The sequence below is a fragment of the Teichococcus deserti genome (assembly GCF_001982615.1).
Taxonomy (GTDB): domain Bacteria; phylum Pseudomonadota; class Alphaproteobacteria; order Acetobacterales; family Acetobacteraceae; genus Pseudoroseomonas; species Pseudoroseomonas deserti.
In genome coordinates, this window is record NZ_MLCO01000010.1 from 1 (window position 1) to 13,113 (window position 13,113).

9 protein-coding genes are annotated in these 13,113 nt (G+C 67.4%); all 9 read left to right on the forward strand.

All coding sequences use genetic code 11. The features are described from left to right. Positions 1 to 280 precede the first annotated feature (280 nt). Complete coding sequence (gene rplK / locus BKE38_RS01560; protein ID WP_076955621.1) at positions 281 to 715, forward strand: 50S ribosomal protein L11; 435 nt, start codon at positions 281 to 283, stop codon at positions 713 to 715. Positions 716 to 718: 3 nt separating this feature from the next. After that, positions 719 to 1,414: a 50S ribosomal protein L1 gene (gene rplA / locus BKE38_RS01565; RefSeq protein WP_076955622.1), complete on the forward strand. Its 696-nt coding sequence runs from the start codon at positions 719 to 721 to the stop codon at positions 1,412 to 1,414. A gap of 322 nt (positions 1,415 to 1,736) precedes the next feature. Then, positions 1,737 to 2,255 (forward strand): 50S ribosomal protein L10, encoded by a 519-nt coding sequence (gene rplJ, locus BKE38_RS01570; RefSeq protein ID WP_076955623.1) that lies wholly within the window; start codon positions 1,737 to 1,739, stop codon positions 2,253 to 2,255. Between the two features lie 96 nt (positions 2,256 to 2,351). Beyond that, positions 2,352 to 2,732 (forward strand): 50S ribosomal protein L7/L12, encoded by a 381-nt coding sequence (gene rplL, locus BKE38_RS01575; protein ID WP_076955624.1) that lies wholly within the window; start codon positions 2,352 to 2,354, stop codon positions 2,730 to 2,732. Between the two features lie 201 nt (positions 2,733 to 2,933). Beyond that, positions 2,934 to 7,112, forward strand: coding sequence for a DNA-directed RNA polymerase subunit beta (gene rpoB / locus BKE38_RS01580; protein ID WP_076955625.1), 4,179 nt, complete (start codon positions 2,934 to 2,936; stop codon positions 7,110 to 7,112). A gap of 91 nt (positions 7,113 to 7,203) precedes the next feature. Further along, positions 7,204 to 11,472, forward strand: coding sequence for a DNA-directed RNA polymerase subunit beta' (gene rpoC / locus BKE38_RS01585; RefSeq protein ID WP_076955626.1), 4,269 nt, complete (start codon positions 7,204 to 7,206; stop codon positions 11,470 to 11,472). Between the two features lie 428 nt (positions 11,473 to 11,900). Beyond that, positions 11,901 to 12,272 carry a 30S ribosomal protein S12 gene (gene rpsL / locus BKE38_RS01590; RefSeq protein WP_076955627.1) on the forward strand — a complete coding sequence of 124 codons (372 nt, stop codon included), beginning with the start codon at positions 11,901 to 11,903 and terminating at the stop codon, positions 12,270 to 12,272. A gap of 13 nt (positions 12,273 to 12,285) precedes the next feature. Continuing rightward, positions 12,286 to 12,762 carry a 30S ribosomal protein S7 gene (gene rpsG / locus BKE38_RS01595; protein ID WP_007004400.1) on the forward strand — a complete coding sequence of 159 codons (477 nt, stop codon included), beginning with the start codon at positions 12,286 to 12,288 and terminating at the stop codon, positions 12,760 to 12,762. A 25-nt stretch (positions 12,763 to 12,787) separates the two neighbouring features. Then, positions 12,788 to 13,113 (forward strand): GTP-binding protein (locus BKE38_RS01600; RefSeq protein ID WP_207553457.1); only part of this gene is annotated, 326 nt, incomplete at its 3' end.

Here is a 13,113-nt window from a genome sequence, read left to right on the forward strand (position 1 = left end):
GGGCATGGGAAATAGATAGAGAGCTAATTATCAGCGGAGAATGAATTGCTGCGGCGCAGCAGCCATGCGTTGCAGGCGCGCCGGCGAGGCATGCGCGCGGCGCGCGACAGGAGGGTGTGGACTCTGCGGAGCGGAAGGGATATACGCCCGCCTCCGCCGTGACCCGAGAGTTGCGTGCGCCGTTGCGCGCGCGAAAGGTTGCGGTGTTCTCTTCAGGGACGCGGGAGGCCCGGCCAGGGCCGACAGCACCGCGCGCCTCTGAAAGCGCAGAGGAACGGTTATGGCGAAGAAGATCGTCGGCTACATCAAGCTGCAGATCCCGGCTGGCAAGGCGAATCCCTCGCCGCCGGTCGGCCCCGCGCTGGGTCAGCGCGGCCTGAACATCATGCAGTTCGTGAAGGAATTCAACGCGGCGACGCAGCAGATGGAGCCCGGCACCCCGACGCCGGTCGTCATCACCGCGTATTCGGACCGCACCTTCTCCTTCATCACCAAGACGCCCCCGAACACCTACTTCCTGCTGAAGGCGGCCAAGCTCGAGAAGGGCAGCCAGACTCCGGGCAAGGGTGGCGTGATCGGCCGTCTGACCAAGTCGCAGCTGCGCGAGATCGCGGCGACCAAGATGAAGGACATGAACGCCAACGACGTGGAGGCCGCGGTGCGCATGCTCGCCGGTTCCGCCCGCTCGATGGGCATGTCCGTGGTGGAGGGCTGATTCATGGCCAAGCAGGGCAAGCGTCTGAAGGCCGTCTACGCCGGTCTCGACACCGACAAGCAGTATGCGCTGGTTGACGCCATCGCGACCGTGAAGTCGGTCTCCAAGGCGAAGTTCGACGAGACCGTCGAGATCTCGATGAACCTGGGCATCGACCCGCGCCATGCCGACCAGATGGTCCGCAGCGTGGTTTCGCTGCCGCACGGCACCGGCAAGACCGTCCGCGTCGGCGTCTTCGCCCGCGGCGCCAAGGCCGAGGAAGCGACCGCCGCCGGCGCCGACGTGGTCGGCGCGGACGACCTGGCCGCGCTGGTGCAGGAAGGCAAGATCGAGTTCGACCGCTGCATCGCGACGCCGGACATGATGGGCCTGGTCGGCCGCCTGGGTAAGATCCTGGGCCCGCGCGGCCTGATGCCGAACCCGAAGCTCGGCTCGGTCACCATGGACGTCAAGGGCGCGGTCGCCGCGGCCAAGGCCGGCCAGGTCGAGTTCCGCGCCGAGAAGGCCGGCATCGTGCATGCCGGCATCGGCAAGGTCTCCTTCGGCGCCGAGCAGCTGGTCGAGAATGCGCGCGCCTTCATCGACGCGATCAACCGCGCGAAGCCGGCCGGCGCCAAGGGCACCTATGTGAAGAAGGTGGCCGTGTCCTCCTCGATGGGCCCCGGCCTGAAGGTGGACGTCACCACGCTGCAGGCCTGAGGCCTGGCGTGACGAGATACGCGCCCCGGCTGCGGCCGAGACGCGGGCAGGGGGCCGGCCATCCGGCGGGCCCCCGGAACCTGTCCGAGAGCGCATGTGGCCCCATGGGGCCTTAAGGGGGCAGCCGCCCCGCAGGCGTGAGATGGGAATGCCGAGAGATCCAGGTCGTGCCCGCTTCGGCGGCGCGGCGTGATGGGCTTGGTCTTCCGCAGACTCAGACAGTCTTAGTTGGGGTGTCGCCGGGCCGCTGGCCCGGGGATGTCCCCGTGTGAACCGGTCGGGGCCCTTCCAAAAGGCCACGACCACCGTTTGGAGACGGGAGTTGGATCGTACGGAGAAGCGTGCGTTCGTTGCCTCCCTCGCGACGGTGTTCGCCGAGACGAACTTCGTGCTGGTTGCCCAGAACAAGGGCATGACGGTGGCGGATGTGTCGGCTCTGCGGCGCCAGATGCGGGCGGCGGGCGCGACGTATAAGGTCGCGAAGAACCGGCTGGCCGCCCTCGCCCTCGACGGCACGCGCTTCCAGGGCATCTCGCCGCTGCTGAAGGGTCCGACCGCGCTTGCGTGGTCGACGGATCCGGTCGCGGTGGCGAAGACCGCCATGGATTTCGCCAAGGGGAACGACAAGTTCGTGATCCTGGGCGCGGCGCTCGGAACCCAGGTGCTGAACGCCGATGGCGTCAAGGCCCTGGCCGCGCTGCCGTCGCTCGATACCCTGCGCGGGCAGCTGGTGGGTCTGATTCAGACCCCGGCCACCCGGATCGCCGGCGTGCTTCAGGCACCGGGCGGTCAGGTTGCGCGGGTTCTGGCGGCCTATGCCAAGAAGGACGAGGCGGCCTAACAGGCTACCTTTCGCGGAAGATCCCGGCTGGCCCCACTCTGCCAACCGGGGATTGCATTCATCACGCCAAGCGATTACATCGAAGGATAGAGAACCATGGCCGATCTCGTGAAGCTGGTTGACGAGCTCTCCAGCCTGACCGTTCTGGAAGCCGCTGAGCTGTCCAAGCTGCTGGAAGAGAAGTGGGGCGTTTCCGCCGCCGCTCCGGTGGCCGTCGCCGCCCCGGCCGCTGGCGGTGGCGCTGCCGCCCCGGCCGCCGAGGAGCAGACGGAGTTCACCGTCATCCTCGCCAACGCGGGTGACAAGAAGATCAACGTCATCAAGGAAATCCGCACCATCACCGGCCTGGGCCTGAAGGAGGCCAAGGATCTGGTCGAGGGCGCGCCGAAGACCGTGAAGGAAGGCGTTTCCAAGGACGAGGCCGAGAAGATCAAGAAGGTCCTCGAGGAGAACGGCGCGAAGGTCGAGGTCAAGTAAGACCTTCCCGGCGGGGCAGGCCCTTTGCGGGGCCGGCCTGCCGGGGCAGACTGAGCGCGAAACGGGCAGGAACCCATCCGGGGGCCTGCCCGCGACTGCGTTGCGCGGCGCGATTCCACCCGGGATGGCGGGGCCGCGCAGCTGTTTGGGTGACCCGCCGGCCGGGGCGGTTGGGCCGGAGCGAAGGGAAGCAGGACGGGCATGAACGCGATCACGAAGTCGTTCACCGGGCGGAAGCGCATCCGGAAGTCTTTCGGGCGGCTGCCCGAGGTGGCGCCGATGCCGAACCTCATCGATGTGCAGCGCGCCTCCTACGAGGCCTTCCTGCAGATGGGCGTGGACCCGGACGCGCGGACGAATACCGGGCTTCAGGAAGTGTTCAAGTCGGTCTTCCCGATCGACGATTTCGCCGGCCGCGGCCGCCTGGAGTTCGTCCAGTACGAGCTCGAAGAGCCGAAATACGACGTCGAGGAATGCATCCAGCGCGGGCTGACCTTTGCCGCCCCGCTGAAGGTGCGCCTGCGCCTGATCGTCTGGGACGTCGACGAGGACACCGGGTCCCGCTCCGTCCGCGACATCAAGGAGCAGGATGTCTACATGGGCGACATGCCGCTCATGACGGACAACGGCACCTTCATCATCAACGGCACCGAGCGCGTCATCGTCAGCCAGATGCACCGCAGCCCGGGCGTCTTCTTCGACCATGACAAGGGCAAGACGCACAGCAGCGGCAAGTATCTCTTCGCCGCGCGCGTCATCCCCTATCGCGGCTCCTGGCTCGACTTCGAGTTCGACGCCAAGGACATCTGCTACGTCCGCGTCGACCGCAAGCGCAAGCTGCCGGCGACGACGCTGCTGCTCGCCCTCGAATCCGCCCGCACCGAGGCGCTGCGCGCCGAGCGCGGCACGGCGCTGGAGCCGGGCGAGGTGCGCGGCATGGACGGCGAGGAGATCCTCAACACCTTCTACAAGCAGGTGATCTTCAGCCGCGGCGCCAAGGGCTGGAGCCGTCCCTTCGAGCCCGACGCCTTCCGCGGCCTGAAGCTGATCGAGAACCTGGTCGATGCCGGCACCGGCGAGGTCGTCGCCGAGCGCGACACCAAGCTGACGCCGCGCCTGGCGCGCAAGATCGCCGAGAACGGCACCAAGGAGGTGCTGGTCGGCCGCGCCGACCTGCTCGGCCGCTATGTCGCCGAGGACCTCGTCGACATGAGCACCGGCGAGATCTGGGCCGAGGCCGGCGACGAGCTGACCGAGCCGAAGCTGGCCGCCATCGAGCAGGCCGGCATCGACGCGCTGCCGACGCTGGCGATCGACCAAACGGTCGGCCCCTGGCTGCGCAACACGCTGGTGGTCGACAAGAACACCAGCCGCGACGAAGCGCTGATGGACATCTACCGGGTGATGCGCCCGGGCGAGCCGCCGACGCCGGAGACCGCTGAGGCGCTGTTCCGCGGGCTGTTCTTCGACGGCGAGCGCTACGACCTGTCGACGGTCGGCCGCGTCAAGATGAACATGCGCCTGGGCTTCAGCCTGGAGGACGTGCCCGACACCGTCCGCACCCTGCGCAAGCAGGACGTGCTGGAGACGCTGCGCACGCTGCTGGAGCTGAAGGACGGCAAGGGCCAGATCGACGACATCGACAATCTCGGCAACCGCCGGGTGCGTTCGGTCGGCGAGCTGATGGAGAACCAGTACCGTGTCGGCCTGCTGCGCATGGAGCGCGCGATCAAGGAGCGCATGGGGTCGGTCGATATCGACACCGTCATGCCGCATGACCTGATCAACGCGAAGCCGGCCGCCGCCGCGGTGCGCGAGTTCTTCGGCTCCTCGCAGCTGTCGCAGTTCATGGACCAGACCAACCCGCTGTCCGAGGTGACGCACAAGCGCCGCCTCTCGGCGCTTGGCCCGGGCGGTCTGACCCGCGAGCGCGCCGGCTTCGAGGTGCGCGACGTGCACCCGACGCATTACGGCCGCATCTGCCCGATCGAGACGCCGGAAGGCCCGAACATCGGCCTGATCAACAGCCTCGCCACCTTCGCCAAGGTGAACAAGTACGGCTTCATCGAGACGCCGTACCGCCTGGTGAAGGACGGCAAGATCACCGGCTCGCCGCGCTACCTCTCCGCCATGGAGGAGGAGAAGCTGGTGGTCGCGCAGGCCGATGCCGAGGTGAACGCCGAGAGCGGCGAGTTCCTCTCCGACCTGGTCTCGGTCCGCCAGGGCGGCGACTTCCGCCTGGTCAAGCCCGAGGAAGTGACGGCGATCGACGTCTCGCCGAAGCAGCTGGTCTCGGTCGCAGCGGCGCTGATCCCGTTCCTCGAGAACGACGACGCCAACCGCGCGCTGATGGGCTCCAACATGATGCGGCAGGCCGTGCCGCTGGTGCGTTCCGACGCGCCGCTGGTCGGCACCGGCATGGAGGCCGCCGTCGCCCGTGATTCGGGTGCGACCATCGTCGCCCGCCGCGAGGGCGTGGTCGACAGCATCGACGGCGCCCGCATCGTGGTGCGCGCCACCAACGAGGACGGCACCACCCGCGGCGTCGACATCTACCGGCTGCGCAAGTTCCAGCGCTCCAACCAGTCGACCTGCATCAACCAGCGCCCGCTGGTGAAGGTGGGCGACCAGGTCGCGCTGGGCGACATCATCGCCGACGGCCCGTCCACGGAGCTGGGCGAGCTGGCGCTGGGCCGCAACGTGCTCGTCGCCTTCATGCCCTGGAACGGCTACAACTTCGAGGACTCCATCCTCATCAGCGAGCGCATCGCCAAGGATGACGTCTTCACCTCGATCCATATCGAGGAGTTCGAGGTGATGGCCCGCGACACCAAGCTGGGCCAGGAAGAGATCACCCGCGACATTCCGAACGTGGGTGAAGAAGCCCTGCGGAACCTCGACGAGGCCGGCATCGTCTATGTCGGCGCCGAGGTGAATCCGGGCGACATCCTGGTCGGCAAGGTGACGCCGAAGGGCGAGAGCCCGATGACGCCGGAAGAGAAGCTGCTGCGCGCCATCTTCGGCGAGAAGGCTTCCGACGTCCGCGACACCTCGCTGCGCCTGCCGCCCGGCACCACCGGCACCGTCGTCGATGTCCGCGTCTTCAACCGCCGCGGCGTCGACAAGGACGAGCGCGCCATGGCGATCGATCGCGCCGAGATCGAGCGCCTGGCCAAGGACCGCGACGACGAGAAGGCGATCCAGGAGCGGTCCTTCCACTCCCGTCTGCGCGAGCGCCTGCTGAACCAGAAGGCCTCGGGCGGCTTCAAGGGCGTCAAGGCCGGCACCCCGATCACCGACGAGGTGCTGGAGCAGTTCGCCCGCGCCACCTGGCGCCAGATCGGCGTCCAGGACGACGCCATCATGGTCGAGATCGAGGCGCTGAAGCGCGAGTTCGACGCTGCTGTCGAGAAGCTGCAGAAGCGCTTCGAGTCGAAGGTGGAGAAGCTGCAGCGCGGCGACGAGCTGCCGCCCGGCGTGATGAAGATGGTCAAGGTCTTCATCGCGGTGAAGCGCAAGCTGCAGCCGGGCGACAAGATGGCCGGCCGCCACGGCAACAAGGGTGTCGTCTCCCGCGTCGTGCCCGTCGAGGACATGCCCTTCCTGCCGGACGGCACCTCGGTGGACCTGGTGCTGAACCCGCTGGGCGTGCCCTCGCGCATGAACATCGGTCAGATCCTGGAGACCCATCTGGGCTGGGCCTGCGCCAATATCGGCAAGTCGATCGGCGAGCTGGTCGAGGACTACCGCCGCGCCGGCGCCGCCCGGGAAGCGCTGGTCGAGAAGCTGCGCGAGGTCTATGGCGAGGAGATCTTCGCCCGCGACATCGACGACATGACCGAGGAGCAGCTGATCGAGCTCGGCGAGAACCTGAAGAAGGGCGTGCCGATCGCGACGCCGGTCTTCGATGGGGCGCGGATCTCGGACATCGAGACGATGCTGACCAAGGCCGGGCTGAACACCTCGGGCCAGACCACGCTGATCGACGGCCGCTCCGGCGAGCCCTTCGAGCGCAAGGTCACGGTCGGCTACATCTACATGCTGAAGCTGCACCACCTGGTCGACGACAAGATCCACGCCCGCTCGATCGGCCCCTACTCGCTGGTCACCCAGCAGCCGCTGGGCGGCAAGGCGCAGTTCGGCGGTCAGCGCTTCGGCGAGATGGAGGTCTGGGCGCTCGAGGCTTACGGCGCCGCCTACACCCTGCAGGAGATGCTGACGGTAAAGTCGGACGACGTGTCGGGCCGCACCAAGGTCTACGAGGCCATCGTGCGCGACCAGGACAGCTTCGAGGCCGGCATCCCGGAATCCTTCAACGTTCTGATCAAGGAACTGAAGTCCCTTGGCCTGAACGTCGACCTGGAGAACCGGCCCAGCTGATGCTGCCCGCACCGTGCTTGATGATTCAACTTTGCTCAGCCGCGTCGGGGACTCCCCGGCGCGGCGGCCGCACCTTTGAGAGGATGGCCGCATGAACGAGCTGATGAAGATCCTGGGCCAGACCGGCCAGGCCGTCACCTTCGATCAGATCAAGATCACCATCGCCAGCCCGGAACAGATCCGGTCCTGGTCCTATGGCGAGATCAAGAAGCCCGAGACGATCAACTACCGGACCTTCAAGCCGGAGCGGGACGGGCTGTTCTGCGCGCGCATCTTCGGTCCGATCAAGGACTACGAGTGCCTGTGCGGCAAGTACAAGCGGATGAAGTTCCGCGGCATCATCTGCGAGAAGTGCGGCGTCGAGGTGACGCTGGCCAAGGTCCGGCGCGAGCGCATGGGCCATATCGAGCTGGCCAGCCCCGTCGCCCACATCTGGTTCATGAAGTCGCTGCCTTCGCGCGTCGGCCTGATGGTCGACATGTCGCTGAAGGAGCTCGAGAAGATCCTGTACTTCGAGTCCTATGTGGTGCTCGAGCCGGGTCTGACCGACCTCAAGCTGCACCAGCTGCTGACCGAGGAGCAGTTCGTCTCCAAGCAGGATGAGTTCGGCGAGGACGCCTTCTCCGTCGGCATCGGCGCCGAGGCGGTGAAGCAGATGCTGGGCAGCATCGACCTCGAGAAGGAATCCGAGCGGCTGCGCGCCGACCTCAAGGAGACCACCTCCGAGGCGAAGCGCAAGAAGCTGGTCAAGCGCCTGAAGATGATCGAGTCCTTCCAGGATGGCGGCGCCCGTCCGGAATGGATGATCCTCGACGTCGTGCCGGTGATCCCGCCCGAGCTGCGCCCGCTGGTGCCGCTGGACGGCGGCCGCTTCGCGACCTCGGACCTGAATGACCTGTATCGTCGCGTCATCAACCGCAACAACCGCCTGAAGCGGCTGATCGAGCTGCGCGCCCCCGACATCATCGTGCGCAACGAGAAGCGCATGCTGCAGGAGTCGGTCGACGCGCTGTTCGACAACGGCCGCCGCGGCCGGGCGATCACCGGCGCCAACAAGCGTCCGCTGAAGTCGCTCTCCGACATGCTGAAGGGCAAGCAGGGCCGGTTCCGCCAGAACCTGCTCGGCAAGCGCGTCGACTATTCGGGCCGTTCCGTCATCGTCGTCGGGCCGGAGATGAAGCTGCACCAGTGCGGCCTGCCGAAGAAGATGGCGCTGGAGCTGTTCAAGCCCTTCATCTACTCGAAGCTCGAGAAGTACGGCCACGCCACCACCATCAAGGCTGCGAAGCGGATGGTGGAGAAGGAGCGTCCCGAGGTGTGGGACATCCTCGAGGAGGTGATCCGCGAGCACCCGGTCATGCTGAACCGGGCGCCGACGCTGCACCGCCTGGGCATCCAGGCCTTCGAGCCGGTCTTGGTCGAGGGCAAGGCGATCCAGCTGCACCCGCTGGTCTGCACCGCCTTCAACGCCGACTTCGACGGCGACCAGATGGCCGTGCACGTGCCGCTGAGCCTCGAGGCCCAGCTGGAAGCCCGCGTGCTGATGATGTCGACCAACAACATCCTCAGCCCCGCCAACGGCAAGCCGATCATCGTCCCCAGCCAGGACATCGTCCTCGGCCTCTACTACCTGTCCCTGGAGACGCCCGAGTTCCGCGCCGCGCAGAAGGAACTCGAAGAAATCCGGGCGGCGATCAGCAGCGCCAACGGCAAGGCCGTCGATGCGCTGTCGGCCGCCGAGCTCAAGGCGCTCGAGCATCGCCCGCATGTCTTCGGCGACCTCGGCGAGGTCGAGCAGGCGCTGGCCGCCGGCAGCATCACGCTGCACACGGCGGTGATGGCCCGCGTGCCGGCGCCGACGGCCGAGAATGCCAAGAAGATGGACACGGTGCTGACCACCGCCGGCCGCATGATGATGGGCGCGCTGCTGCCGCGCGACCCGCGCACGCCCTATGGCCTGGTCAACCGCCAGCTGACCAAGAAGTCCATCTCGGACGTCATGGACGCGGTCTACCGCCACTGCGGCCAGAAGGAGTCGGTGATCTTCGCCGACCGGCTGATGGCGCTGGGCTTCCGCCAGGCGGCCAAGGCCGGCATTTCCTTCGGCAAGGACGACATGATGATCCCGGCCGAGAAGGAAGGGCTCATCGCGCGCACCAAGGGCGAGGTGAAGGAGTTCGAGCAGCAGTATCTCGACGGCCTGATCACCGCCGGCGAGCGCTACAACAAGGTCGTCGACGCCTGGTCGCGCTGCACCGACGAGGTCGCCACGGCGATGATGAAGGAGATCTCCCGCCAGGAGGTCGGCCGCGTCACCAACAGCGTGTGGATGATGTCGCATTCCGGCGCGCGTGGTTCGCCGGCGCAGATGCGCCAGCTGGCCGGCATGCGCGGCCTGATGGCCAAGCCCTCGGGCGAGATCATCGAGCAGCCGATCATCGCGAACTTCAAGGAAGGCCTGTCCGTCCTTGAATACTTCAACTCGACCCACGGCGCCCGCAAGGGCCTCGCGGACACCGCGCTGAAGACCGCGAACTCCGGCTACCTGACCCGCCGCCTGGTCGACGTGGCGCAGGACTGCATCATCGTCGAGGTCGATTGCGGCACCGAGCGCGGCATCACCGTGCGCGCCGTGATGGATGGCGGTGAGGTCGTGTCCTCGCTCTCCGAGCGGATCCTGGGCCGCACCGTGCAGCGCGACATCCATGATCCCGTCTCCGGCGAGCTGATCATGGCGCGCAACACCCTGGTCGAGGAGCCGGATGCGGAGCGGGTCGAGAAGGCCGGCGTCGAGGAAGTCTACATCCGCTCGGTGCTGACCTGCGACGCGCGCTCCGGCGTCTGCGGCCATTGCTACGGCCGCGACCTGGCCCGCGGCACGACCGTGAACATCGGCGAGGCGGTCGGCGTCATCGCGGCGCAGTCGATCGGCGAGCCGGGCACGCAGCTGACGATGCGCACCTTCCACATCGGCGGCGCCGCCCAGCGCGGCGCCGAGCAGTCGGCGGTGGAAGCCACCGGCGACGGCACCGTGGTGGTGGTCAACCGCAACGTCGTGGCGAACAGCCAGGGTGCGGCCATCGTCATGGCGCGCAACTGCGAGATCGTGCTGTCGGACAGCAACGGCCGCGAGCGCGCCCGCTACCGCGTGCCCTACGGCGCCCGGCTGCTGGTCGGCGAGGACGGCCAGGCCGTCACCCGCGCCCAGAAGCTGGCCGAATGGGACCCGTTCACCCTGCCGATCATCACCGAGAAGGGCGGCACCATCGAATATGCCGACCTGATCGAGGGCGTGACCCTGGTCGAGCGGCAGGACGACGTGACCGGCCTCTCCTCCAAGGTGGTGGTCGACTACAAGCAGGCCGCCAAGGGTGCCGATCTGCGCCCGCGCATCATCCTGAAGGACGAGCGCGGCAATATCGTGCGCCTGGCGAACGGCGCCGAGGCCCGCTACTTCCTGTCGCCCGACTCGATCCTGTCGGTCGACAACGGCGCCTCGGTCCAGGCCGGTGACGTGGTGGCCCGCCTGCCGCGCGAATCCTCGAAGACCCGCGACATCACCGGCGGTCTGCCGCGCGTCGCCGAGCTCTTCGAGGCGCGCCGGCCGAAGGACCACGCGATCATCTCCGAGATCGACGGCCGCGTGGAATTCGGCAAGGACTACAAGGCCAAGCGCCGCATCCTGGTGGTGCCGGAGCAGGTCGGCGACGAGCCGCCCGTGCCGCGTGAGTACCTGGTGCCGAAGGGCAAGCACGTCTCGGTGCAGGAAGGCGACTATGTGAAGGCCGGCGATCCGCTGGTCGACGGTCCGCGCGTGCCGCACGACATCCTGCGGGTGCTCGGCGTCGAGGCGCTGGCGAACTACCTGGTGAACGAGATCCAGGACGTCTATCGACTGCAGGGCGTGAAGATCAACGATAAGCATATCGAGGTGATCGTCCGCCAGATGCTGCAGAAGGTGGAGATCCTGGATCCGGGCGACACCACCTTCCTGGTGGGCGAGACGGTCGAGCGCATCGAGTTCGAGGTCGAGAACGAGAAGCTGCTCGCCCGCAAGGAGCGCGTCGCGCGCGCCGAGCCGGTGCTGCAGGGCATCACCAAGGCCTCGCTGCAGACCACCTCCTTCATCTCGGCCGCCTCCTTCCAGGAGACGACCCGGGTGCTGACCGAGGCGGCGGTGGCCGGCAAGGTCGACTACCTGGCGGGCCTGAAGGAGAACGTCATCGTCGGCCGGCTGATCCCGGCGGGCACGGGCTCCGTGATGAACCGTCTGCGGGCGCTCGCCGCCCAGCGCGACGGCCAGCGCCTGCCGGCCGGCCAGGGCGCGCTGCCGAAGCCGGGCGCGCAAGCGGCCGAGTGAGGAATCGGCGGGGGCGGCATGCCGCCCCCGCCAAAAACCTCGCGCCGGACGCGGCCTGGTCTATAAGGCAGGTCGCTGGCGGCGCCCCCGAATCGGGGTGCGAGAGGCGGCCGGGGGAGACCCCGGCCTTTTGCATGGGAGACGCACCCGTTGCGGGGGCGGATTCGATGGTCAGGGGGTGCGGCGTGCTTGACTCATGGGGGGTCAGCACGTAGTTTCCGCGCCCTCGACGGGGTCTTGTCCGCCATAGGGACAGGATCTGCGGAGTTCTGGACGACAGGTTCTGAGCAACCGGTGCCGCAGCCTCTAGGGCTGCTGAGACCGGGGCAGGGCAAAGCCCGATGGGATGGCGCGACGCGCCGTTCGGTCGGGTGCTCCTGTTTGGCGAAGGGCCTGGGCGTTGGAAGTAAAGGGCACGAAGGGGCGTCATGCCGACGATCAACCAGCTCATCGCCAACGGGCGTGAGCCCAAGCCGAGCCGCAACAAGGTTCCGGCCTTGCAGGGCTGCCCGCAGAAGCGCGGCGTCTGCACGCGCGTCTATACCACCACCCCGAAGAAGCCGAACTCGGCGCTGCGTAAGGTGGCCAAGGTTCGCCTGGTGAACGGCCAAGAGGTCGTGAGCTACATCCCGGGCGAGGGGCACAACCTGCAGGAACACTCGGTGGTTCTGATCCGTGGCGGTCGCGTCAAGGATCTTCCCGGCGTGCGCTACCACATCCTGCGCGGCGTGCTGGATACGCAGGGCATCGCCAAGCGGCGCAAGCGGCGCTCGCTGTACGGCGCGAAGCGGCCGAAGTAAGGGATAGAGAGCGATGTCGCGTCGCCACAGCGCCGAGAAGCGCGAAGTTCTGCCGGATCCGAAGTTCGGCGATCTCGTCCTCAGCCGTTTCATGAACGTGCTGATGTATGACGGCAAGAAGAGCACGGCCGAGCGTATCGTCTACGCCGCCATGGACACCCTGAAGCGCCGCGGCGGTCCGAACAGCGACCCCCTGCGCCTGTTCCATGAGGCCATGGACAACGTGAAGCCGGCCGTCGAGGTCCGCTCGCGCCGCGTCGGTGGTGCCACCTACCAGGTGCCCGTCGAGGTGCGCCCGGAGCGCCGCCAGGCGCTGGCCATCCGCTGGCTGATCGAGTCCGCCCGCAAGCGCGGCGAGCACACGATGGAAGAGCGCCTTTCCTCCGAGCTGATGGACGCGGCGAACAACCGCGGCTCGGCCGTGAAGAAGCGCGAAGACACGCACCGGATGGCCGAAGCCAACAAGGCCTTCAGCCACTACCGCTGGTAACGACACCCGATCGGGGACGAAGACGATGGCGAAAGCTAAGTTTGAGCGGAACAAGCCGCACTGCAACATTGGTACGATCGGGCATGTCGACCACGGCAAGACGTCGCTGACGGCGGCGATCACCAAGGTCCTGGCGAAGTCGGGCGGCGCGTCCTTCACCGCCTATGACCAGATCGACAAGGCTCCCGAGGAGCGCGCCCGCGGCATCACGATCTCGACCGCGCATGTCGAGTACGAGACCGCGAACCGCCACTACGCGCATGTCGACTGCCCGGGCCACGCCGACTACGTGAAGAACATGATCACGGGTGCCGCCCAGATGGACGGCGCGATCCTGGTCGTGTCCGCCGC

Coding starts and splice junctions, on each gene's coding strand:
- rplK (WP_076955621.1), top strand. CDS start 281: ATGGCGAAGAAGATCGTCGGCTACATCAAGCTGCAGATCCCGGCTGGC.
- rplA (WP_076955622.1), top strand. CDS start 719: ATGGCCAAGCAGGGCAAGCGTCTGAAGGCCGTCTACGCCGGTCTCGAC.
- rplL (WP_076955624.1), top strand. CDS start 2,352: ATGGCCGATCTCGTGAAGCTGGTTGACGAGCTCTCCAGCCTGACCGTT.
- rpoB (WP_076955625.1), top strand. CDS start 2,934: ATGAACGCGATCACGAAGTCGTTCACCGGGCGGAAGCGCATCCGGAAG.
- rpoC (WP_076955626.1), top strand. CDS start 7,204: ATGAACGAGCTGATGAAGATCCTGGGCCAGACCGGCCAGGCCGTCACC.
- rpsL (WP_076955627.1), top strand. CDS start 11,901: ATGCCGACGATCAACCAGCTCATCGCCAACGGGCGTGAGCCCAAGCCG.
- rpsG (WP_007004400.1), top strand. CDS start 12,286: ATGTCGCGTCGCCACAGCGCCGAGAAGCGCGAAGTTCTGCCGGATCCG.